Origin of the sequence: Flavonifractor sp. An10, from assembly GCF_002161215.1 — a bacterium.
GTDB lineage: Bacteria > Bacillota > Clostridia > Oscillospirales > Oscillospiraceae > Flavonifractor > Flavonifractor avistercoris.
Genome location: NZ_NFMB01000002.1, coordinates 234,288 through 260,061, shown reverse-complemented (window position 1 = coordinate 260,061; position 25,774 = coordinate 234,288). Strand labels below are relative to the sequence as shown.

At 42.0% G+C, this 25,774-nt stretch carries 24 protein-coding genes; 19 read left to right on the top strand and 5 right to left on the bottom strand.

What is annotated here, in order from left to right:
- Window positions 1-100 precede the first annotated feature (100 nt).
- From B5E42_RS04005 to B5E42_RS03925, 19 genes are all read left to right on the top strand, one after another.
- Entirely contained in the window at window positions 101-367 is a 267-nt protein-coding gene (locus B5E42_RS04005; RefSeq protein ID WP_141242451.1) for a hypothetical protein, read from the top strand.
- On the top strand, window positions 360-680 hold the full coding sequence (locus B5E42_RS04000) for a hypothetical protein (RefSeq protein WP_087236880.1): 321 nt from the start codon (window positions 360-362) through the stop codon (window positions 678-680). Before B5E42_RS04005 ends, B5E42_RS04000 begins: the two co-directional genes overlap by 8 nt.
- 4 nt (window positions 681-684) lie before the next feature.
- Entirely contained in the window at window positions 685-1,113 is a 429-nt protein-coding gene (locus tag B5E42_RS03995) for a hypothetical protein (RefSeq protein ID WP_087236878.1), read from the top strand.
- An 88-nt stretch (window positions 1,114-1,201) separates the two neighbouring features.
- Window positions 1,202-1,828 (top strand): recombinase family protein, encoded by a 627-nt coding sequence (locus B5E42_RS03990; RefSeq protein ID WP_087236876.1) that lies wholly within the window; start codon window positions 1,202-1,204, stop codon window positions 1,826-1,828.
- Between the two features lie 766 nt (window positions 1,829-2,594).
- On the top strand, window positions 2,595-3,683 hold the full coding sequence (locus tag B5E42_RS18710; protein ID WP_162613904.1) for a hypothetical protein: 1,089 nt from the start codon (window positions 2,595-2,597) through the stop codon (window positions 3,681-3,683).
- Window positions 3,680-4,699 (top strand): hypothetical protein, encoded by a 1,020-nt coding sequence (locus B5E42_RS03980; RefSeq protein ID WP_087236872.1) that lies wholly within the window; start codon window positions 3,680-3,682, stop codon window positions 4,697-4,699. The genes B5E42_RS18710 and B5E42_RS03980 overlap by 4 nt, the downstream gene beginning before the upstream one ends.
- 56 nt (window positions 4,700-4,755) lie before the next feature.
- Entirely contained in the window at window positions 4,756-5,802 is a 1,047-nt protein-coding gene (locus B5E42_RS18705) for a hypothetical protein (RefSeq protein WP_141242449.1), read from the top strand.
- A 665-nt stretch (window positions 5,803-6,467) separates the two neighbouring features.
- Complete coding sequence (locus tag B5E42_RS18700; RefSeq protein ID WP_162613903.1) at window positions 6,468-6,923, top strand: hypothetical protein; 456 nt, start codon at window positions 6,468-6,470, stop codon at window positions 6,921-6,923.
- Window positions 6,924-7,217: 294 nt separating this feature from the next.
- Entirely contained in the window at window positions 7,218-8,246 is a 1,029-nt protein-coding gene (locus B5E42_RS03970) for a radical SAM protein (RefSeq protein ID WP_087236867.1), read from the top strand.
- An 891-nt stretch (window positions 8,247-9,137) separates the two neighbouring features.
- Window positions 9,138-10,193: a U32 family peptidase gene (locus B5E42_RS03965; protein WP_162613902.1), complete on the top strand. Its 1,056-nt coding sequence runs from the start codon at window positions 9,138-9,140 to the stop codon at window positions 10,191-10,193.
- A gap of 113 nt (window positions 10,194-10,306) precedes the next feature.
- Window positions 10,307-11,416, top strand: coding sequence for a radical SAM protein (locus B5E42_RS03960; protein WP_087236862.1), 1,110 nt, complete (start codon window positions 10,307-10,309; stop codon window positions 11,414-11,416).
- Between the two features lie 5 nt (window positions 11,417-11,421).
- On the top strand, window positions 11,422-12,420 hold the full coding sequence (locus B5E42_RS03955; protein ID WP_087236859.1) for a radical SAM protein: 999 nt from the start codon (window positions 11,422-11,424) through the stop codon (window positions 12,418-12,420).
- Between the two features lie 2 nt (window positions 12,421-12,422).
- Window positions 12,423-14,288, top strand: coding sequence for a radical SAM protein (locus tag B5E42_RS03950; RefSeq protein WP_162613901.1), 1,866 nt, complete (start codon window positions 12,423-12,425; stop codon window positions 14,286-14,288).
- A gap of 53 nt (window positions 14,289-14,341) precedes the next feature.
- On the top strand, window positions 14,342-16,072 hold the full coding sequence (locus tag B5E42_RS03945) for a YcaO-like family protein (protein WP_141242447.1): 1,731 nt from the start codon (window positions 14,342-14,344) through the stop codon (window positions 16,070-16,072).
- A 2-nt stretch (window positions 16,073-16,074) separates the two neighbouring features.
- A complete protein-coding gene (locus B5E42_RS03940) occupies window positions 16,075-16,908 on the top strand; it encodes a hypothetical protein (protein WP_141242446.1) in 834 nt (277 codons plus the stop codon).
- Between the two features lie 2 nt (window positions 16,909-16,910).
- On the top strand, window positions 16,911-17,708 hold the full coding sequence (locus tag B5E42_RS03935) for a hypothetical protein (protein WP_087236850.1): 798 nt from the start codon (window positions 16,911-16,913) through the stop codon (window positions 17,706-17,708).
- A gap of 160 nt (window positions 17,709-17,868) precedes the next feature.
- A complete protein-coding gene (locus B5E42_RS19100) occupies window positions 17,869-18,045 on the top strand; it encodes a hypothetical protein (protein ID WP_162613900.1) in 177 nt (58 codons plus the stop codon).
- 180 nt (window positions 18,046-18,225) lie between these two features.
- The gene (locus tag B5E42_RS03930) at window positions 18,226-19,020 is read left to right on the top strand and encodes a hypothetical protein (RefSeq protein ID WP_087236849.1); all 795 of its coding nucleotides are present in this window, start codon (window positions 18,226-18,228) and stop codon (window positions 19,018-19,020) included.
- Window position 19,021: 1 nt separating this feature from the next.
- On the top strand, window positions 19,022-19,585 hold the full coding sequence (locus B5E42_RS03925; protein WP_087236848.1) for a GNAT family N-acetyltransferase: 564 nt from the start codon (window positions 19,022-19,024) through the stop codon (window positions 19,583-19,585).
- Between the two features lie 759 nt (window positions 19,586-20,344).
- Here B5E42_RS03925 and B5E42_RS03915 read toward each other — a convergent pair.
- The 5 genes from B5E42_RS03915 to B5E42_RS03905 are packed head-to-tail and all read right to left on the bottom strand — an operon-like array spanning window position 20,345 to window position 24,992.
- Window positions 20,345-21,520 (bottom strand): MFS transporter, encoded by a 1,176-nt coding sequence (locus tag B5E42_RS03915; protein ID WP_141242445.1) that lies wholly within the window; start codon window positions 21,518-21,520, stop codon window positions 20,345-20,347.
- The gene (locus B5E42_RS18695; RefSeq protein ID WP_141242444.1) at window positions 21,513-22,034 is read right to left on the bottom strand and encodes a hypothetical protein; all 522 of its coding nucleotides are present in this window, start codon (window positions 22,032-22,034) and stop codon (window positions 21,513-21,515) included. Before B5E42_RS18695 ends, B5E42_RS03915 begins: the two co-directional genes overlap by 8 nt.
- A 1-nt stretch (window position 22,035) precedes the next feature.
- Window positions 22,036-23,082, bottom strand: coding sequence for a 7-cyano-7-deazaguanine synthase (locus B5E42_RS03910; protein WP_087236846.1), 1,047 nt, complete (start codon window positions 23,080-23,082; stop codon window positions 22,036-22,038).
- On the bottom strand, window positions 23,063-23,872 hold the full coding sequence (locus B5E42_RS18690) for a CFI-box-CTERM domain-containing protein (RefSeq protein ID WP_141242443.1): 810 nt from the start codon (window positions 23,870-23,872) through the stop codon (window positions 23,063-23,065). Before B5E42_RS18690 ends, B5E42_RS03910 begins: the two co-directional genes overlap by 20 nt.
- Window positions 23,873-23,885: 13 nt before the next feature.
- A complete protein-coding gene (locus B5E42_RS03905) occupies window positions 23,886-24,992 on the bottom strand; it encodes an aminoglycoside phosphotransferase family protein (RefSeq protein ID WP_162613899.1) in 1,107 nt (368 codons plus the stop codon).
- Window positions 24,993-25,774: the final 782 nt, after the last annotated feature.

Sequence of the window (25,774 nt, the reverse complement as noted above, 5' to 3'; positions counted from 1 at the left end):
TCTGATCATGGTTTCGTTTTTTGCATCTGATATGAGACTCAAAATTCTTTGAACTTTTTGACAGGAGGCGATCTACATGCGAAGGGGGGGCGGCTATGCAATGGCAGCCTATTTACTTGAGCGAGATGGGGCCGATGAGGTGCTGATGACCTACCTGCGTGGTTCTGTGGCGCAGACCATCAAGTACGATGACCGGGCGACGGCAATCGCCTGGGGTGGGCAGATTTTGGCAGCCCTCAGAGACTATGCGGGGCGATTTGAGACCCGGCCCCCGCTGGCAGCGGTCAAGGCTGTCCGGGACATCTCCCGGCGGCTGAGCAGATACGTGGATAGCATGGACTTGGAAGGAGGTACCCGCAATGGATAAGTACAGCGAGATCATGGTCGAAATTGAGCACAGCGACAACCCCAGGCAGACCATAGAGACCCTGCAGCGGCTTGTCTGTGGCGTTTGCGAGGATGGGCCGCCCCGGGAGGGGGTCCAATGGGCGGCGGCATTCCTGGCCGCGCTGAGCGACTATCAGAACCCCAAGCAACTGCCCCTACTGCCGGATTTCTCCGAGGTGGCAGAATCCTTAAGTTTTCTACTCACCGACGTCCAGCACGAGCTTGAGGCGTCCTGGGCGCTTTGGAGGGCTGACGTAGACCAGAGACATACAGATAAGATGAAGGAGGACTGAAATCGTGGAAAACAATACCAACAACATCCAGGTTGAGGAGATGGACTGCTGGGCAGTAGACGACTGGGCGGCTTTCGGAATCTCCCTCTGGACCTTGCAACGCAAAATCAAAGAGGAACCGGCCTATATCAGCGAGGCCGTGGACATTTTGGAGGGACTAAGGGTAGCGATGCCCAAACTCAACTTGGTCATGCGCAAATACGCCGCAGACGTGGCCGACATGGTGGCAGGGCTGTGCTGCGACTGTCTGAGGTCTATGGCCGACGATTGCCACTGGGACGCCCGGCAGGTGGCCCAGTCGCACGCCATGGCCGCCCCGGACGACGAACCCCCGGACGATGATGACGGTCCGCTGGACTTGCCGCCGGAGTGGTTTGTCGATGGTGACGATGACGATGACGACGATGATGACCCCTACCCGGAGATCCGGTAGGGGCGTCCGAAAAACAGTTGTTTTTCGTTACACGCTGGGGCCCCCGTTTGGGGGCCCCGAGAGGGGGTAAAAAGAAACGAAAACCGTAATGAAAACTGCAGAGAGGTTTTCTGTTACACATGGATACGCTCGGTGTTCTACCTGCGAAAGCAAACAGGATATCGACCGTCAAGTGCGAGAACTGAGAGCCGCTGGGGCTACAGTCATATGGTGGGAATATGAGCATGGCGATGCGGACAGCAAAGAGCAACAAAATCTGATGTGGGAAGCAGTCCAGTCAGGTGATACAATCGTTGTCACGGAACCATCCAGACTTTCCAGGTCTGTCCAGCAGTTTTGCCAAATCGTTGAGAAAATAAAAGGCAAGCACATCCGTCTCCAGATTTTGGGTAGCATCACCATCGATTGCCGAGCTAACGAGCCTGATCCGATGACGGTAGCCTTTCTGCAGTTGATTGCCGTTTTTTCAGAATTGGAGTTGGGGATGATTAGAACTCGTGTGCGCTCAGGAGTAGAAAATGCCCGATCAAAAGGCAAGCGAATAGGCCGGCCCCCAATTACGCAAGATGATATTCCAAAGGTCTTTTGGAGGTATTTTACACAATATCAGGCAGGGAAAATCAATGTCTCGGAGCTGGCAAGGTTGGCAAAAATCAGTCGTCCGACGGCTTATCGATATATAGCAGTAGTAGGCTGTAATCATGGTCGAAAATAGGCGCAATTTATCAAATATTTTACAAAAATATACGATTCGCGCCAAATCAATCTGTTTTTGAGGACAATTGTGAGCGGATATACGACTTTTTGGAATTTATATATTCCGCATTTTTTGCGCTGAAAATTGTCCGAAATATATTGCATTGGGGGAGATTCTTCGACCATAGTCCTTTTTCACGCAAAGAAAAGCGGCCTAAAAATCAGGCCGCTTTTCTTTGTGTGATTGTGCGTGTTGAGTTGTTGTGCCTGGATTCTATGGACCCTTGCGGTTTCTATGTCCTTTCTGTTAGATTTTCGCCTGGTGTCGACTGTTCCAAACGATGTTGATGCAACTTCAAGAAAAAATCGAAAAAAATAATAAGAATGACAGCCACTGCCCACCTGATATGTTATAATTACAATGTCAGGATAGACACTTGATTTTCATCACATAGCATCATACAATAAAAATAAATATGGCTAAAAATGGCCGCCATGCTTCCGGCGAAGTCAAATAAGTATGCAAATCAAAAGTCTGTTTTCTCCCGTGGTTAAGTAGGGAACACAATGTCTAGTCACAAAAGCCAAAATATAACTCCCATTTAGGTTAAGTGTTGCTTTCTGTATCGTTACGGATGAGATCTCCAGAACGCCTGAGTTCCAGGGTATATTTTGAGGCAGAGGCACTATACGAGTCCCACATTTAGAGAGGTTCCATCCAGCAACACTTAACTTGAAAAGGGACAAATATAATTGTTGTGGGTTCTGTAGAAGAGCCCTTATGTATGGTGAATTCCATGAGAAATAAATATCACATTTCTACATATGCCGGTCAACATATCTTCTGGGGTTTGCTCAGCATGGTATGGTATCGCTCTCTTTTGTTCCGCAGGATCCCAAATTGTTCTTATGAGCAATCTATACTAATATTGTGGCTGCTGTTCGCATCCTTCATTATTTTAGGATTCTTATTCACAGCTCCCACACACCGGAATACTATGAATCTTGTAATCACATTGCTGATTCCTTATGAAGTTTACGCGACAATATCTCTAGGGAAATATTTCCTGCTGGGGATATATTGTTCTGCGGCAATCGGAGCGGTATTGAGCATTCTCCTTGCATTGTGGGTGTTATTGGCCCCTATAAAGCAAACGGCAAACAGAAAACGGACGGTACTGAGGCGATTATACCAAACCGCAGTGAATACCAGAGTTATTGTTCCAACTTGTCTGTCCTCCATATTGGTATTTTGCGCCATAACACAACTGAACGGCGGAATCCCGGTTGCGATGAATGCTTTGCCAAGCATTGATGAATCTGTAGAGAGCGAAACGATCGCAAATCATATAGAGACTCTATGTTTACTCCAGACGGAAACCTGGGCTGGGCTTTCTTCTGAGGAAAGATTATCGGTTATGCAGGTTGTAGCCAACATTGAACGCAGATACCTTGGCATTTTTGACGCCTTGGTTGTCAAAACCGATGTGTTGGAGGAGGGCACAGTTGCTACGTATGAAGATGCGACCAATCGTATCACGATTGATATAGGGCACTTAGAAGAGGATTCGCCAGAAGAGATTCTAAACTCAGTTGCGCATGAGTGCTACCACGCTTACCAACATGTGTTGGTAGATTTGTACCTAGATAGCAGCGAAGAATACCGCAGTCTTCAGGTTTTTAACACAGCAAGGGAATATCTGGATGAGTATTCGGATTATGCGGACGGTGGCAGTACGGAACAGGAATTTATGGAGTACTACTTCCAGACAGTCGAGATAACCGCACGGGCATATGCTGATGATGCAGTTGGTGAATACTTTACTAGAATTGATGCCTACCTTGCGGCTTCGGATAATGAGGAAACGGAATGAAGAAGATTATCGAATTTCCGGCGATCGAGATGCTGGATGAAGATACAGTTCGTCAAGTTCAAAACATTTTTGACGGATATGTCTTTTTTAGGTGTGTATCGCGCCAGGAAAAACAATTAATGTTTGTGGCGGAACTCATACGCAATGACAAGAAAAGACAGGCAATATCCTCTTGGATGGGCAAAAACCTCAAGCCTGAGGACACATTTTCGGATGCTGTCGAGAAAGTGCTGAAGCATTCCCAATTCCTGCTAGTGACGAATGTTCCCACGCCTGTTTTGCTCCACTTTGCAAGAAAAGCAGCAGTGCAGACACGGGCTTTCAAGCCTGAGCATGATATTTTTCTGGGAATCGCTTACTGTCATGGTATTGTAGTGCGAAAAAATATGAAACGGATGCTGGAATGTTATAAGAGAGTAGCATCCGCGAATAGCCAACAAACAATACAGCTACTTGTTTTCGCATTCCAATATGATGACGGTGTGGAGGGAAGCCTTAGATCCGCCTATTATTGGCAAAAGAAACTCGTGACATTGCGCACAAAAGCGTTTCAACAGCAAGCAAAAACCACCAAAGATATTAACAAGTTGAGGCCTGCCTGGCTTGCTTTGTTTTCCTGCCAGTTGGAAATGTACTATATCTGCAGAGATCGAAAAGACTATAGGGCAGCGCAAAGAACGATAAACTCTATGCTGCGGTTTAGTGATCAAATGAATTCGGACGAGCACCTGGAAATGAGCTATAAAAAGCAGGGAGATATATACCGCTTGAGAGGGAAGGGTCGAAAGGCGCTGTCAGCATATTTGAAATCCCTATCTTACGCTCCAAGGCCGCTGAAATACAGGTATGGTTCAGGCGGATTGGGCGGATTATATGTTGGAAATCGTGACTTCATAGAACTTGCAAAAGATGCCGGAAATCCAGATATGGCAAAAATGATGATGACAATGTCACTGGAAGAGGTTGAGGATGCTATTCTTCGGAGATTAGCCAGTTCCCAGTTATTCACAAATTAATGTTACAAGGCTTGGCAGGTTGAGTATCCTTGAATTGGATGAGGGAGAATATTTTCATGGAAGAACGAGTAGAAACGGCCCTTTATCAGAAGTACGGTCCTTCACCACCTATTCTTGCTCGGGAGCGGCTTGCTGCGGAAATACAGTCCTCCATCAGAGGGGCAAAGCGAGAGGATTTAAAGCAGATTATCTCATTTTGTGATATGCTAAAGTTTCATAATTGCCCGTATTATTTTGCCCAAACTGCTGCGTCCTCTTTTCTCTTTTACCTTTTGGGGCTGTCACCAACAAATCCTCTGCCCCCACATTATATCTGCCCTGTTTGTCATAGAATGGAGTTTATATTTGATGATAGTACTATAGATGGTTTTGACCTCTCTCCCCGCCGTTGCACCTGCGGCGCATTGATGGAGGTGGATGGCCATAATTTAAAGGGCGAATACTTCTTAGCGGACGAAAGACTGATGGGTTTGGTCATGATTCCTGTCAATCGGTATGCTGAGATAGTTTCCTTGGCAATGGAACTTTACAAACCTAATGAGCAACCAGTTGAACCTTATGCTCCGGATCAGTTTGCTGTATTCCCCAGTGTTGCTTTAGCTACGGATACCGAACTACCATCGTACTGTGAAAACTGGTTCAACCCCTTAAGTATAGGCAGTACTAAGCAATTTATTCTCAGAAATTTGAGGAGCCTGCTACCAATTGAAGATCATGGAAAGAATCAGAACACCCGACGGGTGCTACAAAGTATGTGTACCCGCATTGAGACCTTTTTCTCTGCAATCCGGTATGTCAGCCTCATGCGCTTCTGCTGGAAAGAGGATGTGGATATCACCGCTTTTCTTGATAGTGTTCCTTTACCGGATGGAATTCTATTTCGAGAGGATGTTTTTGATCACTATATTGGCCTAGGGGTAACAGCTGAAGTAGCCTATAGACAGATGAATCGATTGAAAAGGGGAAGGCAAGAAACGATAAGCTTGAACACACAGGAACATTTGAGGTTTATTGAGAAGGCCAGAGTCTATGCCAGTATGCCATCCAAAGTGTGGGCCATTGAGTACCTTCTTTCTATGGCGAAGAAAGGACTCTACACTTAATTTGGGGAATGCCCAGTGACCTTGTAAAATCAATTCTGGCAAACAGTATTTGAAAGAGATAATGAAATGTTGATGGGTTGGGATTTAGGCTTAGGAAGGCTTAAGATATTAAATGGGAGGCGGGTGAAGCACTTAAATGTGGAGATTAGTTGGGGGTTGTGATAGCCCATGTTGCAGTGAGCAGCTTAAAGAGGAAGTTGCTACTGCCAATATACGAATTATATTTATTGCTGGGCCGTCTGGGTGCGGGAAAACCTCATTCTTAAAGACATTGGGCAACGAGAACACTGTAATCCTCCCATGCCATATTTTGCTGGAGCAATGGATACGTCACATAATTCATGGCACAGACGGCCAGCAATTTCATTCGGATATGTTGAAAAATTGCCAAAACAAAATTCTGTGTATCGAAGACATAGATATGAGTCTGTGTGGCCGCAGTGCTTCCCAGATTGAAATGGCCAAGTGGATTATAGAGTGGGCAAAGCAGATAAAGGTTGTTTTGACTGGAATTGATATAAGAGAGAAATGCAAGTTTCTGCTATCACACATAGAGGATGATGATTCTCATAGTTATGGCTATTACATATTCGTGCCAGAGAGGAGTCTTCCCCTATGAGTTTGTAATCTATTGAAATTATTATTTTATGAAGGTGGAGAAACTCATGCCTTGGTCTGGCGATGTAAGCCGACAGATTTGGAGCGAAAAGAATCTTGAGGCATATAAGGAAGAATTAAAGTCACGAGATCCAACTAATGTTGAGTTTTCGTGGATTCCCGAGTTTTGGGCAACAACACATAAGTTGTTCCTTATCAATCCTGTTGGGACGGTTGAGCAAAATCTCGAAATGATTAATTTAATTATCTGTTATAAGAGATATATGCCCGAAGAATCACTTTTAAAATGTGTGTTTCACTATACTTCCCCGATTTTTCGTGTGGAGTATATGGCCGAGATAGAACCTAGTTCCGCCAATTTTCAATATCGATGTCTAGATTTGATTGAAGAAATTCTCAAAAGAAAGGATTCAAATCTATTGAGAAAACTGTATCCATACATCAATCTATCGATGTATGAAAATCAAAAGCGAAGCATTGAAGCGCTTCTGCGAGAGCCTTGATGTTGATTTATGTTATGCAAACAGATCTCCATATGAATCAGGTATCATTTTGGTTTGTAAAAACTATATCCACATTATTAAAGAGTAAAAGGAGTCCTTGGCGTATTCCGAGGACTCCTATCGTTTTACTTTTGGTTATTGTTTACCTGTGCCACAAGCTTGGCTCTATACAAATAGCGAAAAATCTGATATGATATAGGCAATTTAGAGTTCTAAGCGTTTTTAATTGAACAATTCAAACAAATTGCGCCTACCGTTTCAAAATCCTTGTGCTTTCGGATTGGAGGAAATGCTATGCCAAACATCATGCTAACTTATCGCTGTAATCTGAATTGCCCGTATTGCTTTGCAAACGAATTTGTCAACAAGCAGTCGACCGACATCACATTTGATAGTTTCCTGTCGGCGGTACATTTTATTACAAAGGATGGGCCTGCATTTCTCGGCTTGATTGGTGGCGAACCTACGCTACATAAGGATTTTAAGAACATTCTGAGAACGATTATCGAGGATAGAAAGATAAAGGAGTGCACTGTTTATACGAACGGGTTGGAACTGGAACCCTATATCGATGAAATCTCATCTCCAAAGTTCAGATTGCTGGTCAACTGTAATTCGCCCGAGACAATCGGAGAAGAGCGTTTTGCAAAGATCGCAAAAAACTTGGATGTGCTAATCAACCAACGCTATATGCGCGATCGAATTAATCTTGGTGTCAACTATTACTCGGATGATTTAGACTGTTCGTTCATTATCGAACTCTTGAATCGGTTTGATCTGCACAGGGTCAGATTGTCGTTGACAGTTCCCGATTTCAGCGTTTGCGACACAGTCAGTTCCGTCGCTTTCTTTAGGCAGAGAAAACAGGGCTTGATGAATCTGCTCAGACGGTTCTGCGATAACGCGATTGTACCCTATTATGACTGTAACAAGCCCCCCGTTTGTATCTGGACAGACGAAGAAAAGCAATGGATTCAGGAGTATCTTGATAGGTATGGGGTCAAGGAGAGTAACCTGCTGGAGACGAACTCTCTGTGTTATCCAGTAATTGATATCCTTCCGACGCTTGAGGCAGTACGTTGTTTCGGTATGTCCTCCTTTGAGAAGGTAAATATCTGTGATTTTGACTCCGTAACCGACCTGGCCTCATATTTTCTGAACAGGGTCGACTGCGAAGCGTATCGTATTGCGGACTGTGCGGACTGTCAGGCGTGTTACTACAGAAAGACTAGACACTGCACAGCTGGCTGCATCGGCTTTAAGTCGGAGTTTATCAGAAAAGCTAACGAGACGATAGACACTGTACTCATCGGAAACAATTGACCTTGTAAGGTGTTTGACCCGTTCATAGAAAGACAAGGTGCAATTGACTGTCGTGTTGTTGATGCGTGACACGGAACTGATGGAAAATCACAAAAACAGATTACGGAGAAGTGATTATGGAATATTGCTTGAACCTGTGTGACATATTCACAGCATTACTTTATGAATATGAGTGCGTGGAAAATCTCATGTCTGCAGCTGAGGATGCAAAAAAAGTCGGATACGATAGGATTTGTCTCGGCGCATATTTCTGTGATGACTATTTCATTCGAAACATCCGAGGTATGTTTGCGAGCACATATCCCTACTGTCGAAAAAATAACATCAGAATCACTTTGACGCTGCCCGTTTTTTCGGAATCGTTCCTAAACAATGGTATTAGGCTCATTGACGAACTCCTAACCCAGTACAGAGACGTGATTGACGAGGTAACGGTCAACGATGTCGGTATGTTGCGATATATCAGCGGGAGAGGGAATGTAAACATAAATCACGGGCGACTGCTTCAGAAATACTCCCGGGATATCCGGCATGCGAATTATTCCAAGGGTTGTTTCAAATATTACGGTTACTCAGATGAATATGAGTCGTTGGCCGAAACAATTGAATTTGATGTATGTGCAGAAACGATGGAAATCCACATTGGGGGGAAAAGAGCTGCAATCCATAGGAATTGCTCATATGCTACAATGGGCAGGAACTGTCAGTTTGCAGGACTCAATCGGAGTGTATGGGAGAAATTTGATCTCAGCAGCCCTTGTGGTGAGGTATGCAGCCGATTCTTTTTAAATTATGTCGACCAAGAAGGACACACGTTCTGTCAAGTTGGAAAGGCTGTTTTCTTTGAGGTGTCTGCCAATACGATTCGGACTGACTCAGAGGTTAGATTTATTGATTTTCCCCTATATCTCTGGAAACAAAAATATCCTTTGTCCGATATCAACAACTCGTAAAGTATTAGGTGAATTTATGTTTATATTGGCTCCAATCAATCATGCGAATGACATGAAACATCTTGCACAAAGCGGAGCGGACGAGTTCTATATTGGCTTCTATGAAACCTCTTGGGCTTCAAACAACGAGCGCTTTTATGACTTAAATAGAATGTCTGACTTTGCAGAAGATGCCAATCGGTATTCTCTGCCTGAATTAATAGAACCGATTGAAGAAGCGCATCGCTTAGGAAAAAAGATTTATGTCACTCTGAACGCACCTTATTACAACCCAAATCAGCTCCGAATGCTTCAGGAGTATATACGAAAACTGAAAGAGTTTAAAGTTGACGGCGTTATAGTTTCGAATCTTAGAGTCGCAGATATTTGCAGGCAAGAGGGAATCAGTGCGGTCGCAAGTACGATGTGCGGTGTATACAATACTCAAATTTTGAGTACATATGCTATGTCAGGCGTGAAGCGAGTGATTGTTCCCAGAGATGTGCGGATCGAAGATGTGAAAAGAATGAAAGAATCTTTTCCAGAGATTGAATTTGAAGTGTTCATGATGAGAAATGGATGTAAATTTTCTGATGCCAACTGCTTGGGCTTTCACTGTTATCCTCACGGCGCTTTGTGCCGGACGCTTAAATTCTCGAAAAAGCAAATTGGTGGTACAAATCTCACATTTGATTTGGCTCAGCAACTCTTTTTTAACGACATGATGTTCAAAGAACTGTACGAGCATGATGCCTGCGGGATGTGCGCAATCTATGATTTTACGGAAATGAATATCCACGCCTTGAAGATTGTCGGCAGAGCGGCAGAACAGGAACACATAGCAAAAAGCATAACTATGGTAAAAGCTAATATTGCAATTGCCGAACAATCCAGTTCCCGGAAGGAATACCTAGAGAACATGGTTTTTCCGTCTGATCCCAAAACTTGTTTTATGGGTTTATCATGCTATTATCCTGAAATCAGGTTTGGAGCAAAGCACAAATTATCTGATTGAAGCCAATCCTGTCCAAGATTGCGATATATATCGCATAAATAATGAGAAAATGGAATTTAATGAGGCTGAAAGCAAATCAGAGTATAACTAAGTGATAATTGAGGGAGAAACATATGAATGGATTACTTTTATGTACACCCGAATGTAACCTAAGGTGTAAGTATTGCTTTGAAGAAACAATGCACTGCGAAAAGATGATACCAATCAATGAGATACGCGAGGCATTTGCAACTTTTCTGGATCGCTATTTTAGGAAGTTCATTGAAGAACTCATTGCAATTAACAAGTCCCTCGGACGGAAAGAAACCGATATTACATTCCATGGTGGGGAACCGCTGTTGATTGGACATGATTTGCTCCAAAAGGGGTGTGAGATCATTAAAAGTTACCCGAATACTACGATTGGAATGCAAACAAACTCCTCGCTGGTGGACGATACTTTTATTGAACTGTTCTTGAAGTACAACATCCAGATTGGCACCAGTATCGATGGTCCCAAATATATGCATGATGCTTATCGGATTAATGCGGCAGGTGACGGATCATTCGATCAGGTCTATCGGAACATCATGAAGATGAAGGAGGCGGGAGTTTCGGTCGGTGCATTGGCCACTGTTACAGACGTTACTATTCAATCTCCTGAAGATTTCTACAATTTCTTCAAGGAAAACAATCTCGATTTTTCATTCAATCCGTGCTTTACAGATCCGAGTCTTCCAAAATCCTATACTCCACTAGACGAAAAAGCATACATTAAATTTGCGAGAGAGATGTTCAATCTCTGGATTAACGACAAAGAAAGTAATATTTCCATTACATGCTTCGAGCGTATCATCAGCGCCATGTGTATTAAGAGTGAAATATATATGGAAGTCTGTTCGTTTATCAGAGATTGCAGTCGTACAACAGTTGCAATTAAACCAAACGGAGACTTTTTCCGGTGCCTACATTATTGCATGGATAGTGAGAATAGGATTGGGAATATCCTGACCGATAACCTGAATATCGCCCTTGGAGATAAAGCGTTTGGTAGCCGCTGCGATCAGTTGTTCCAGACCGAATGTAAGGATTGTGATATCCAATTGTACTGTAATGGCGGATGCCCATATGTTGCAGAAGCAATTAATCACACTATCTTCTCCAGGCCGAACACTTGTGCCTGCCAAAAGGATATTGTCCATTATATTTATGATTATTACAAATCATTTTACAAGGAAAGTTGATCCCAATGATAGGAGTTATTATTTCTACGTTTGAATGCAACCTTTCCTGTCGGTATTGTTACGAACATTCAGATACATACCGCACTAGGACCTCCAAGATTGTAGTTAACAACGCTTTTGCGGAAAATCTCGATGCGTGTGAAGAGTATATTTCTTGCCTATCCGAACTTGCAAGAAGGAACAGACGGTCAGTGCAGTTCATACTGCACGGTGGAGAACCACTACTGATTGCGCCGGATAATCTTGAAAAACTGTTTGAACTGATCCGCAAAAATGGCAATCCTGCGATACAAATCCAGACCAACGGCACATTGATTACACAAAGAACAGCCGAGTTGTTTCATCAATACGATGTTGGGATTGTCGTCAGTTTGGATGGTCCGAAGAGTCTTCACGACGAATATCGGAAAAACGCAGGCGGATTTGGTACATATAGTATGGTGATGCGTGCAATTGACCTCCTCCGTAATAACCGTGTCGATGTGTCTGCGCTTGCTACTGTGACAGAATTGTCGTCCAGCCGGGCAAAAGATATTTTTACCTTCTTTTCCTGTTTGGGCATGGACTTTTCCGTCAATAGGTGCTTTCCTGTTCTTGGTATGCAGGGCGGTATCTCAGAACAAACATATCAGACATTTCTTTCTATGCTGTTTGATCTTTACCGTCCAACGGATTCGGAGCATTGCGGTATCAAAATTCCATGTTTTGACAGATGCATACACGATCTTAAGTGGGACGGTTCGAGTTATTGCTATAACCCGCATGTGTCACCGTATGTATCGGTCTTTTGCATTCCGGGGAAGACATTTGGTTTTGCTGCTCACGGAAAGAACAAACGATTTGACAGCCTGTTGGAGTTTCGCCGGTTCTCAGAAACGGCTGTAGATTACAGCTCAACGGGGACAGTGATTAGGATGAAGGGTTCACTGAAAGACGCAGTGATTAGGCATTTATGTCAACAGCAGGCAAACGACTATTTGAGCGCATTGACACTGGGAGTGTAGTCATGAAAAATTTGTATATGATGCAGGCGTGCGATAAGCCGGACGGTATCATCTCTCTTCCGTATTCAATCGGGATACTGTACGCATATGCATTTCAGGATGATGTGATTAGAGCAAACTACCGGTTGTGTGGCCTGTTCGTAGAAAAATTGGATCCTGAACGTTATCTCTGTATCCTTGAGAAGCCGGATGTGTTTGCGTTTTCCTGTTACATCTGGAATTTTGAGTATAGTAAGCAATTAGCAAAACAAATCAAGGAAGCTTATCCTGAATGCGTTATCATTTTCGGTGGACACAGCATACCAATTGGCCAAAGCAAGTTGCTCCAAGAACTCCCGTATGTGGATTACTTAATCCACGGGGAGGGAGAAATCCCATTTCAAGAATTACTTTTATATCAGATAGGTTGTTTGGACAGAGAGTGTGTGAATAACATTTCCTATCGCTTGGATGATAAGATCTCATATAACTATCATTCTGACTGCATTGTTGAGGACTATCCGTCACCATATCTGACCGGAGTGTTTGACAAAATGTTTGATGACCCAGATGCCCGTTACAGCGCGACCATAGAAACTAACCGTGGATGCCCATTTCACTGTGCCTACTGTGACTGGGGACTCAACCAATCCCGTCTCAGGATGATGGATCTCGACCGAATACTTGCTGAAATAGAATGGATGGGCCAACATCAAATCGTGGTCTGCAACGGCGCAGATTCCAACTTCGGCATGTTCTCAAGAGATCTAACTATCGCGAAGAAAATCGCAGAAACGAGAAGAAGGTATGGTTTCCCATACAAGTTTTCTGTTTCTTTTAGTAAACAGAGCGATGAAAGAGTTTTGGAGATTTCAAGAATCCTAAACGTGTGCGGTGTTCTTGCCGGCGTAACAATCTCTTTCCAATCGCTAAATCCGAAAACATTAGAACTGATTGGTCGGCGCAATCTTCCTGTAGCACATTTCAAAAAGTTAATTGCTCAATATAACAAAGAAAACATTCCTACATATTCGGAACTTATTTTAGGGCTTCCGGGGGAATCTTATGACACATTTACTGCAGGAATATGCGAACTGATTGCCGATGGCCAATATCGCTATATTAATGTATATGACTTTGCTTTACTTGTGAATTCAGAAATTGGCATTCCGACAACTGCAGATAAATATGGAATCAAGACGGTAAAGATGCCATTGAAGGTGTATTACTGCAGACCCGATTACAATCTGAGGTTAATCCAAGAGTTTGCGGATATTGTGGTTGAGACGTCAACAATGCCAAGAGAAGCGTGGGTAAACTGTAGGATGTTTACGTCTATTGTCAAAGGATTTCACTCATTTGGTATTCTTCTTTTTGTAGCCTCATATCTGCACCAAAAGAGCAAGGTGGACTATAAGGAATTCTATAATCACTTATACACATGGATGATGGGACAAAAAGCGTTTCAAGTATATTCGGATTTGAAAATGTGGTATACCGAAATATCTATCGGAAATCAGATTGACAACCCTGCCATAGAATACTACGATGGAGTTCGGGTTCCGCCAGAAGAAGCAACTTTTTTGCGAGTAATAGAAAATATAGATACGCTATATTATGAGCTCCGACCGTTTCTCATTCAGTATCTGGATGACCGGTCGCCGTGTGAGGCTGATCTTTTACGCTTCCAAGAATACGTGTTCCGGTCAATTTATAGGGAGGATACTATAAATAGCCAAGAAGAATTCAGATATGATTTTGTCAGTTTCTTTGACCGCATTGCTGTGGGTGAGGAGGCCGTGTTGGAAGAGAAACCAATTATGATCGACCTTGATAAAGTGAATGAGTTACTTTTGTACCCTAAAAGAGTCTACGTATCAGAATCATAAGTCGATAGAAGGGTGTGATAATTCTGTATAGTAAGCATAAAGATGCCGAACCATTGCAGACAGTCAAAACAATAAAAGCTTGTTATACCTTATTACAATTGAATATGGAATACACAATTGAAAAGCATGTAGATAGCGTTTATTCTGCATATTTATATGATGTAGACGGGCAGTGGAATGTTGCTGGAAAAGGAACTACTGAATCTTTTTGCCTTGCAAGTGCATTTGGAGAGTCTATGGAGCACTTGTGTAATCATTTTGCGTTTGATATCAGCAAAACTTCAGAGCATGCGAAAGCATACGGAGGTTTTCTCCGCTATTATGATGAGATTCTATTACCCATTGAAGCGATTGAAGACGTTTCCCCAATAGTGTTTCGGGATATGCAGAACTGTTGCGGATCCGACAGAGTTGAAAAAGCAGAAATCATAGAGATTTGGAAGCAACTCCTTCAAAGTGATCAAACCCCATTTGTACCGTACTATAACATTTCATCTGGAAAAACCGAACTGCTCCCAGATGCCATTCTATCAAAAATGTGTGGTTCCAACGGCGGAGGAAGTGGCAATACACCGGAGGAAGCCATAGGGCATGCGCTGGACGAGGCAATTGAACGATATGTTAAATACAAAATTGTATTCAACAACTTGACACCTCCAACAATTCCGCAGGAATATGTTCGTAAACGGTGCCCAGAATTGTACGAGGTCATAAGGCAGATTGAAGCTCAAGGACGATTCAACATTATTGTAAAGGATGCTTCTTTGGGAAAAGGTTTTTCTGTTATCTGTATTCTGGTTATTGATAACCAGACACAACGTTACCTTACTAATTTTGGAGCACATCCATGCTTTGAAATCGCTTTAGAGAGATGCCTGACCGAGTTGTTTCAGGATCATGAATGTGTCTCTTGTTTGATAGACCGAGCAGATATGACAGATTGGATTGCTCATGCTGACGAAGATTCAACATGCTTGAGCAACTGGGTTTCTCTGTTACGAGATGATATTGGAAGCGTCCCGAATAGTGTGTTTCTTGATAAAGCATCTTGGGAATTTGTTCCGTGGCAGATTTTTGACACATATAATAATAGAATCGGTGTAATACATCAATTGCGCCTTCTCAAAGATAATGGCTGTGATGTTTTTATTCGTGACAACAGCATCTTAAATTTCCCGGTTTATAAGGTGTATATCCCATTTCTATCATTGTCGCACATCATTTTTGACAACAGGTTGGCCGAGGAGACTGTTATCGCAAATCATTTTATTGAGTACTTGTCTAACGAGTTTCCTTTGGATAAAAAGCGAGACGCCTGCCGATGTGCTTTTAGTAAGGATGCATTTCTGCTGAGAATGCTACTACACAACTGGGATCGTGATATCTTTGATTTCTTACATGCTTCCTTGCTGTTTGATATTTGTGAGCCTGAGAAAGCTTTGTTAGTACTTAAAGATACTAGGATTGACTGTGCTACCTTCCTAAAACGATATATAGAAATGACCTTATCCGGGGTGGCTCTGAATGAAATAGTTGCTTTGCTTAGGGTATTTTATGGGGACAAAGCTGCAACTTGGCTAAAGCAAATTGAAAAAGGCAATGCATTTGCTCTGCTTCAGGAGCATTGTCAAAATTCTGGTTTGCTGAAAAATCGTGATGAAAACACTAAAAAAGCAGGGTTATTTAGAGACAAATTATATCAAAAAATTAAGGATGCTTCAAAAAGAACGGCGATTGATCAAAACCGCATATCGAATTTACTTTCAAGTTTCGGATATGTTTGATTATGAATAAAGTATTCTTTTTTGAGGGTATTCACGGTTCTGGAAAATCAACGCTTGCAAAAATAAAGGCGGAGGAAGTACGACATACTTACCCGAATGTGCATATTGTGATGCGGTCTGAGAAACCCTGCCCACTCGATATTTGCCGACTGGCCATTTTTTCGGAAGAAGAATTCACGGCATTTCTTCATATGATTATCTCACTTCACTCTGAGTTTAAGAGTACGATTGAAGATCAGGTGAGACAATTCTCATCCATTGAAGGCAACTATTATTATGTGAATTGGCTTGAGTTTTTGTCTAAGTATCATCTGCGGGATAAGAATCTCACTTCATATGCACTTGCCCACGAATTGTGTGATGGAAGGGCAGGCTATGAACGATACAAAGAAATAACCCGCAGCAGATGGAAAACCTTTGCTAAAACGATTTCAGATAACACTGTGTACCTATTTGAAGGCGCACTGTTGCAGCACCCTATTACAGAACTGCTGGGGTATTATGAAGCAGATGATAGCACCATTCTTCAATTTGTGAATGCTCTACTAGAAACTATATGCGAAATATCGACAGAGTTGGTTTATGTATCGACAGACCAGATAGAACAGTTGCTTTTACAAACTGCAAAGATGAGGAATGATCAAGGATATCGCTGGATTGATGGATTTATTAAGCTAGTAACGACTTGTAATTATGGAAAAAAGCATGGGATGTCTGGCTTTTCTGGTGCAGTACAATTCTGTATGGATAGAAAACGCATAGAACAAAAGATTCTTGATCAAGTCAAAATAAAAAAGAGCATTATCTTTCGTAAACTTGATGCAAAGGAGGTGTGATTATGCCTGCCAGACTGTGCTTTGTGGAAGGGCTCCCAGGCTCAGGGAAATCAACTTTTGCGTATTCTTTACAAAAGCAATTATTAGAGGCAAACGATGATGTTGTATATTATAAGGAGGAGACCAGTCAACCGGTAGATTTGTTTAGGCAGGCGATTATCCCACAACGGGTATTTGAAGAACTATTGATGAAGGTTTCCATTAAAACAGCACAGTCGATGAAGGCTAATTCGTATTTGCTCTATGAAAATGTAATAGTGGCATATACGAAGGTGATGTACAAAACATTAGAGCTTCAAACAGTCCTCCCTCAGTTGTGCAAGTATGATATTGGAGACGGAAGAGTGTCATTTGATATCTACAAGGAACATCATTTTCTCCTTTGGGAATCATTTGTACAAACTTATGGATTAACTCACAGGGTCTATATTGCAGAAGGAGCAATTTTGCATAACCAGCTGCTGGATATTCTTGGATTTTACGATATCAGTGTGGAGGAGATCCTGACCTATTTCAATACATTAGCCAGTATCATTCGCCCATTGTCTTGCAGAACGTATTTACTCTTGCCTGATGACATCGAGAAGTTAATCACGATTACGATTCAAGAGCGTGGTATGGAACCAAATTCTTGGGGTGCTGGCTTCACTAAATGGATGAGTCTCTCGCCATATTGCAAAAAGAATAATCTATCTGGCGTGAATGGCATGGTCAAGATATATAAGCAGATGGAGGTGTTATCTAAACAAATACTGGATTACATCGGGTGTGATTATGAAGTTGTTATCAGAAGTATATGATGACTTCTTCATTATGTCACTGGACAGCCTTGCCGGTTACTATAATAGCAACAAAGCGTCACAGATGGCGTTTTTTGCATTGACAATCAGGGATTCATCGCTTATAATCAAAATGTAGATATTTTTAATCTCGCTGTGAAATGACTAAGGGGGTATAAAAATGAGTCAGGATATTAAACTCGACAGCAGCAAGTTTGACATTCCCGAAGATGCCAAGGCGGGAAAGGTATTCGATCGTCTGATGCATATCAACACCGTAATAACAGAAGAGGGCCTTCACGAAGCTTATTACGAGAGGCACGATAAGTATTCTGAGCGGTACGGTATTATGTTCTAATCCTCTCGAAAGGGCCAGTTGCAAAATGCAGTTTTCAGACCCAAGCAGGAAATTTAACACGAAAAAAGTTGTTGAGAACCCGTCGCTTCGGGAATTCTCAGCAACTTTTTCTTTACCTTAATTTTCAAGATATATTTTGCAACAGCATATTTTCTTGTTGCCGGAGGTGGGGAATGTAATATGTGTAAAAACACACTGCTAGAAGAAGCCTATAGGCTGTTCGTCAAGGAGTACCCCGATTTTCCATATCAATTGAATGATATTATGTTATGGGAAGCGCCAGAAGGCGCATACAGTTCAGTCTACCAAAATGCAGCAAGGATTTTGCGGCTCGAGGTAAAATCTACCACTGTCCAACTAGAACAGTATGCAGTTCAACTCAGAGCGGAGTTGCTTAAAACATCAAAAAAAGCTATCATTATCATAAGGGAATCGCTATTAGAGCCATCGGATGAATCCCTACGAATCGTTCTGCACGAATTAGCACACGCATATTGTGACAGCATGTCTAAGAATATGCCACCAAATGATGAGGTGATGCGATTTCTATTTCAAATTGGTGAACGAATGTGGAAGGAATATACAGCTGAATACTTGGTAACGAAGATTTTTCTTTTAGAAGAAAATTGGAGCCAAAGTTCCATAGAGAGAGAGTTTAAATCGCTGTTGTACAATCTCTCATTTTATCCGGAGCGACTTGGCTTTTTCTTTATTAAATGCAAGATAACGGCCACTTCTTCTATTCAAGTTGCTGAAGCTGTGGGAATAAAGGACGAGACAGGAGCCACAAAAAAACTTATTGCAGTAATGAGTAAGATGCAGAATATTTTGGAAAAAGAACTGAATCAATCAACTATGTTGGAAGTGAGCAATGAATTTTTGATCCAGCTTGGATTGGAGATTGTCACATTTGTCTATTATTATTTTCAGTGCTACAATCATATCGAAACATTTTTGAAGCAGACCGAAGGATAAGATGATACCGACTTTTACAACAAAAAGATTGACTATACGCCCATTCAGTTTGAATGATGCTGAATCGTTCCACCGGAATTATGCAGCGGATGAGAGTAATCATAAATACTACGCCGCTCCGGTTTATACTCTTGCAAAAATTAGATACTTAATCGAATATTGGGAAATCCGACAGAAGAGGGGCGGCGAAGCGCGCTGGGCAATTGAGAACAACTCAAATCACGAAGTCATTGGCATCATCGCACTATATTTTAATAAACAAAGCCTGTCTGGTGAGGTGTGTTTTGGGATTGGAAAAGAATATTGGGGCAGTGGACTGATGCGAGAGGCACTTGATGAATTATTTCGATATGGCTTTAATACACTAAAACTGGAAAAGATTATCGCGGCATGCGATGTACGGAATAAACGTGCTGTTGGTGTAATTAAAAAGTGTGGGATGTCTTATGAAAAAACCGTACAGGAAGATTGCTCTGAGTGCTGTTATTTTAATATCTATAAAAGGGTTAATACGCTAAAGCAAAAAATGGAAGATTCTTCTGGGTCAATGCCAAACTCTGTGTAAACTCCATTTGGGTACAAGTGAGTATATTGCCGAGATAGAACCTAACTCTGCCAATTTTCAGTACAGATGTTTAGATGTGATTAAAGAGATTCATAATTATTGAGAAAGCGGTATCCCTTCCTATGGAAAACGACGTTTGCAAGGAGTGTACCTCTGAGCATTGAGATCCTCCTTGGAACCGTGGTAGTCCTGACGGTTTGACGGCTTGATGTTGTCCGCACTGGAGCAGGAGGGGCGGTGTAACGTCATCGTGTTGGTGTTGAGTACATACACCGCTTACTTTGCAGAAGCCAGTTCCGCCAATTCTCAATTTGGCGGAGGCTTTACTATTATGAGTAGATATTACTGCTCCCAAATGACTTTGTAATACTGTTCACGGTAGTGTCAAGGATTGGGCGTGTTGACAAAATCCACCCCCAAAACTCCAACACTACCCTCCATAAATGTAGATTTCCGCTGTTGCGGATACCATCATTATGGAGAAGTTTTGGACTGCTTCAATTAGCTGTTTATATTGGGGTGGCCGTTAGGCCGCACAGCGGTCGCTAAGCTCCGCAACCGTGGCCGCTGGCCATCGCCGTATGCGGTAGAGGCCATCTGATTTTTTGTTGCCATACCGTTGCCAAAGTCGCGATTGTAGCAACGGCAAAATCCTTCAGAATGAGTCCCTTCAAATTACCCATAGCCTAGTAATGCGTAAAGACCAATTTCTTGCAATCCATTTGGCGGGTCCAGCGTTCCTAAACGCACGCAACTTTATCACGCCCTTTTTCTTTTTACCGCGGAAATCAAAATGAAGAATAATAGTCCCACGCATGGGGCAATTGCAACAATTCCATACATTGCATTATATGTATATGTTTTAACGAGTAATCCAGATATACCAGCGCCAATAGCCATGCCAAAATCAAAACCAAAAAGAAATGTAGACATAGTGGCAGCACGGGTCTGAGTAGTTGCACCTTTTAACGCCATCGTTTGCAAAGCATTCATTCCCATCCCAGTACTAATGCCAGAAAGTGCTCCTGCAAAATAGAATATCATACTATTATGGGCAACAAGCAAAAAAACAAGGCTTAACACAGATGTGGTCATAGCAAACATTGTGGGCAAAACACACCCATATTTATCTGCGAAAATACCCGTTAATGGTCTTATCACTATTGTTGCAATGGCATAAATCAAAAAAAATAAAGATACACCTGCGAATCCGCTCTCTGATGCAAAGCGTGTCACGAAAGTAATTATTGGAGAATATCCAAAAGTAATAAAAAAAATCATTACCGCAGGGACTATCGCATTAGGAGGACAGATCACGATAGGATTTTTACGCACCTGATTTGAAGTCGCTATTTCGGTGGGCCTCATCAACAACAAAAGTAATATTGCAAGCGCAATAACCAATCCAATAGAGATTATCATGGAGATAACATTCATGCTTTGGAGGATGAATATTGCGAGGCTGGAAGCAAAGGCTGTTGTAACTGATGAAATAGCACCCGCATATCCAACTCCCTCTGACAACCGTGTTGACGGAACACATTGAGCGATAATAGTTGCGCAACAGGTGGAGGATATCCCCCAACCAATACCTTGCAAAAAGCGCATAAGAAGAAGAACCTTGGTATTAACAGCTACCATAGAAATTGCACATGGTACAGCCATTAATGCTAATCCCATAAAAGAGAATCTTTTACATGAAATCTTTGCGCCCAGGTATCCGGCAAAGGGGCGCATGAAAAGAGAACCGACGGCAGCAAGCGAGGTAGAAAAGCCAACTACAGATTCGTCCATATCAAGAGAAGACAAGTATACCGGAAACCCAGCCGTAGCCATATTAAATCCTAGGAACGTCAGTGCATTTACTAGCGCAATAATTATAAACGACTTGCTCCATAATAAGTTCGATTTTTTGTCTGTAATACTACTACTCAAGTCGCAATTTCTCCTTTAGGTATAATATCGCATCCGCCAGTATTTCATCAATCGCTTTAGTGCCGTCAATCCTATGATCCGCCATTGCAATTACATTAGATAATCCGGATTTTTCCTTCCCATAGGCTTTTGCACGTTCAATATTTTCCGTTTCAAACAAAGAGCAATTTTCTCTGTTCATCATACGTTTTATACGCATATCGTATGGTGTATCCAGAAAAAGAACCAATATGGAAAAACCTTCGGCAGAGAGGCGTTGAATAATATCATCTGAGGCAAGACCATCAACAAATGTAAGCAGGTTTTTTCGAGCAGTTGACAAAATACATTGATATATATAATCGTTAAGCCCATCAAAAACAACACTACCTCGTTCTTCGGCAGCTAAGGCTTGTCCTATATAGCTAAAATTTAATGATTCACACAAAAAAGACTCGGACAACCTTTTTGTTAGGGTGCTCTTACCTGAACCAGAATGACCTGCTATTACTACAATTTTATTTACTGTTTCCACATTAAAACTCAGCTTTCTTGATAAGCTCTTCTTCAATAACACTCACATTGGGTAATACATCAGTTGCTGCAATAGCCCCATTTGGGGAAACGCACAACTCCCACCGATAATTATTATGCAGATACCCATGTATGTGAATTAAATCCATAAATGACCCCGTACCTGCCTCTTCAAGTGATTCAATTGACGAAATATGTGTAGAAACACGCTGTTTTCCATCGGGGGAAGTGTATACGTAACACCTTTTGCCGTGTTTGAAGCCACCAGCTTGTAGAAACGCCTCTACAACAATATGGATATCATACGAAACATCCCGAAAATACGGGTGATAGGGGGAAGCACAAACAAGACTCCACTTATCATATTGGTCCTTTGATATGCCATATTCTCGATAAAAAGAAACCAAAGCTTCGTCCCGCTGTCTACATTGCATACAATTATGGCACGGTTTATCATTTATCGGATCCCGGCAAGTCCAACTAAGGCTTAATGGAGCTCCATATTGATAACCTAATGCAATCACATCTGATTTATTCTTTACTGCGCGCAACGGCGTTGCAATACCAATATCTGACCAATCATTTGGATGAAATAATACACTTGCTATGTGGTCTAAAAAATCTCTGTCGCAATCACCATAGTTATCTGTAGACAGGATTCCCATTACTATATCAGCACCATCATGACTTATATTGAGCGCTGCCAAAGAGGTCATAAGACAAGCCTGCCCTCTGGTCAGGTGATTCTCAATGCCCCAAAACGAAGTTGGAAAATCAACTTTAATCTTTTGATATTTTGCGCCGACCATCTTAGCAATCTTAATAGCTTTGTCAATCTCGATACTGTGAGGCTGATTATAGTCCACTATAAGGATTTCAACATTTTCATAGTTATCAAGAGCCCACCATAATGACACAGTAGAATCCATCCCACCAGAGAACATCACTATGGCATTCTTACGGTTTTTAGCATGGATATTTTCAGCATTATAAATAGGGGCTTTTAATAACAAACCGGAAGAACGGAGTTTAGTCGTTATATTTTTCATCGCTATATCCACTTTTCTTTAATGAAGATACCTTATTATCCAAATAACCACGCCACAAAGAGGTAAACCATGCTTTTTTGCCAAACCATTTCACCAAAGTAGGACTGATTGCGTAATACACTTTGACAAACAATCTTCCGAGAGTATTTTTCTGCAATCTATTATCTCTATATCGACGCAGCACACACACCTCAGGGCAATCATAAGAACCATATACGGCTGTTGCGATATAGCAACCACCAGAGCTGGAAGATTTTGAAGAAGATTGCGAATACGAAGACTCTCTTTTAATAGATTGCAGTGCAATTGCCTCAATAATTTTAGAACGAACAGTTGCTGCAGTTATTCCAGTTGATTTTATTTCAGCCCAGGTCATGTTTGAGGTGCCACTCTTGTTAAAAGAAATTGCTCCGTTTTTAAACACCCACATGTTATAAGTATACGAGCCCTTGCCTGAACCGCTAGAATATAAGGTTACATCAAACGAATACATGTCCGCACGCTCACTATTTTGCCCCGTCCTTGCGAAACGTACAAAGGTGCGTTGCCCATCTGTCATAGTAATGGTGCGAACAATTTTGGGAGAATTGAATCGCATACTAGGAATCGCCTCTGAGATAACTGCCTGCAACTCTGTTGCTGGTACAATCAATACCGGAGAGGAGTGATTCATTCCAGCACTATTAAATGCAGCTTGAACACGCTCTGCTTCTCTCTTTTCTACTTCAGCTTTTCTTATGTCTGCTTGCATTTTCTCTTTTTTAGCTCTGATTTCATCTTCTATACTCATGATTTTCTCTCCTCTATGTATGGGAATAATATTTTGGTATAAGTAACTGCATTGAATTATATTGGTCCACAACAAGACCGTGCTGATAACTCACAAATGCTTCTCCATTTTTGGCGTCTGGAAATTGAAATTCGGTAATCTTTAATTCGTGTATCGCTGTAAGAATAGCCAGTTCAAGCCAAAATGATTCTGGAACATTTCCGTCAAAATACGCATCAATTTGAGCGGAGGCGAAAGCAGGATTTTCAGAGCCGTTTACAATATTGCGAACAAAATCGTCAATCGGATTCCCGCATGCGCCACGTATCCAGTCAATCGCACAAATGCGATTGTCATAAAAGATCAAATTTCCGGTGTGAAAATCGCCGTGCAATATACTGTATGTTTCTTCGTGCAAATCGATATGCTTGTGTTTTTTTAGGTAATCTAAAAAAACATTCATTGATGGATACTTCTCAAGGGATACATCATCACAGGAAAACTTAAAAATACATTCATCAATTACACGAGACATCGCTTGCGGTAACAGGCGCTGGGGAGGCTTAATTTTATGAATCTGCCTCAAGAGCGTCCCCGCCTTGTACCCTAATTGAAGGCAAACGTCGTTGTTTGCGTCATTCAAAACATCAGATACAGACATTCCAGGAATCCAAGACAATAGCGTATAGGCACTCCGATGCCTATGGAAACTACCGTAATCTAAAACACGATTTGTTAATATTCCATTAGATTCAAGGTAGTTTAACCACAGCCGCTCTTCATCCATCTTTCGAGCGTTAGGGATATTGCTGACCTTCAGCAAGAACTCTTGCTGCTCTTTAGTTTTAATATAGTATTTTTCTTCCGAAGACAATCCTCGTAAACGACGAACAGTATCAAACTTTCTGTAACCAGGAATCCCTCGAAAGATTTGTGCATTTCGCTGTAACATCGCTTGAAAGTCCAAGAAGGGACACTTTACTTTTGTTTGCAGAACTTCATCTGGCTTGCCATCCGGATATTTTGGACACGTTTTCTTATCAATTCCGTTTTCATCCTTGCAATTATATCTGCAAAATTCACATTGGCATCGCTTGAACTCTATATCGCCTTTATTATTGTTAAATCGTTCGTTACTCATATTACCTCCTAATAGCATTGACCTCAAGAACTCTTCTGCCATTTTCGTCCCTATGCACACCAGCAACCTGGAATAACTGACCTCTATCAATCAAAACTTCTTTTTCATATCTACCCGCAGCGCTAAGCGTTTCAATGTTCGCTGCGTAGCTACCGGCTGGGAGATGAATCTCTAGAAGCATGTCATTATTTGAAAGCTAATCCTCGAGACATACTCATGCTCGCGAACCCTTTATCTGCGAAGAGCGCACCAAGAAGATTATCATCAGAGGCCAGAACCAAATCGCCTAATACACTGGCACTGCAGCCACGACACACTGTGATATCGCATGGCGTTCTTGTCTCTTTCAGCGTTGTATGTAAACTCACATCGTTCTTCGTTAACAAGATCATAGTTACTTTGAGTGCCCATGAGAACGCTATTTATATTTCTATAATAAGGAGGAATCCCCTTTGTATAATCATGAATAGCCTCTTTTTGCTCAGCTGTTAACTGCGAAACACATCCGCTTGCATAATCTCGCATCTGCTTAGATGGAGGTAAACTTTGTTTCGAGGCTGTTTCTGTCGGGGAACCGTCTGCTTGGTGCCACAGTATTCGCACTCGGCCACAGTTACCCCCTCGGTGATCTCCAGGTCCCCGCCGTACATTTTAAATTTGATGATAGACATACGGTTTCCCCCTCTATACTGTCTTATAATTTAAGGCTTCTCAATTTCCATACGTTTTAGGGCAAATTCCAATCCCAATAAGAGAAGTTCATTTCTGGTTCCTCCATCAAA

Bases quoted from the DNA above. Each gene is read 5' to 3' on its own strand.
- B5E42_RS03925 (WP_087236848.1), top strand. From the start codon at position 19,022: ATGATACCGACTTTTACAACAAAAAGATTGACTATACGCCCATTCAGT.
- B5E42_RS18690 (WP_141242443.1), bottom strand. From the start codon at position 23,872: ATGAGTATAGAAGATGAAATCAGAGCTAAAAAAGAGAAAATGCAAGCA.
- B5E42_RS03930 (WP_087236849.1), top strand. From the start codon at position 18,226: ATGTGTAAAAACACACTGCTAGAAGAAGCCTATAGGCTGTTCGTCAAG.
- B5E42_RS19100 (WP_162613900.1), top strand. From the start codon at position 17,869: ATGAGTCAGGATATTAAACTCGACAGCAGCAAGTTTGACATTCCCGAA.
- B5E42_RS03960 (WP_087236862.1), top strand. From the start codon at position 10,307: ATGAATGGATTACTTTTATGTACACCCGAATGTAACCTAAGGTGTAAG.
- B5E42_RS03955 (WP_087236859.1), top strand. From the start codon at position 11,422: ATGATAGGAGTTATTATTTCTACGTTTGAATGCAACCTTTCCTGTCGG.
- B5E42_RS18710 (WP_162613904.1), top strand. From the start codon at position 2,595: ATGGTGAATTCCATGAGAAATAAATATCACATTTCTACATATGCCGGT.
- B5E42_RS03980 (WP_087236872.1), top strand. From the start codon at position 3,680: ATGAAGAAGATTATCGAATTTCCGGCGATCGAGATGCTGGATGAAGAT.
- B5E42_RS03990 (WP_087236876.1), top strand. From the start codon at position 1,202: ATGAAAACTGCAGAGAGGTTTTCTGTTACACATGGATACGCTCGGTGT.
- B5E42_RS18700 (WP_162613903.1), top strand. From the start codon at position 6,468: ATGCCTTGGTCTGGCGATGTAAGCCGACAGATTTGGAGCGAAAAGAAT.
- B5E42_RS03905 (WP_162613899.1), bottom strand. From the start codon at position 24,992: ATGAGTAACGAACGATTTAACAATAATAAAGGCGATATAGAGTTCAAG.
- B5E42_RS03970 (WP_087236867.1), top strand. From the start codon at position 7,218: ATGCCAAACATCATGCTAACTTATCGCTGTAATCTGAATTGCCCGTAT.
- B5E42_RS03910 (WP_087236846.1), bottom strand. From the start codon at position 23,082: ATGAAAAATATAACGACTAAACTCCGTTCTTCCGGTTTGTTATTAAAA.
- B5E42_RS03940 (WP_141242446.1), top strand. From the start codon at position 16,075: ATGAATAAAGTATTCTTTTTTGAGGGTATTCACGGTTCTGGAAAATCA.
- B5E42_RS04000 (WP_087236880.1), top strand. From the start codon at position 360: ATGGATAAGTACAGCGAGATCATGGTCGAAATTGAGCACAGCGACAAC.
- B5E42_RS03950 (WP_162613901.1), top strand. From the start codon at position 12,423: ATGAAAAATTTGTATATGATGCAGGCGTGCGATAAGCCGGACGGTATC.
- B5E42_RS18705 (WP_141242449.1), top strand. From the start codon at position 4,756: ATGGAAGAACGAGTAGAAACGGCCCTTTATCAGAAGTACGGTCCTTCA.
- B5E42_RS03935 (WP_087236850.1), top strand. From the start codon at position 16,911: ATGCCTGCCAGACTGTGCTTTGTGGAAGGGCTCCCAGGCTCAGGGAAA.
- B5E42_RS04005 (WP_141242451.1), top strand. From the start codon at position 101: ATGGCAGCCTATTTACTTGAGCGAGATGGGGCCGATGAGGTGCTGATG.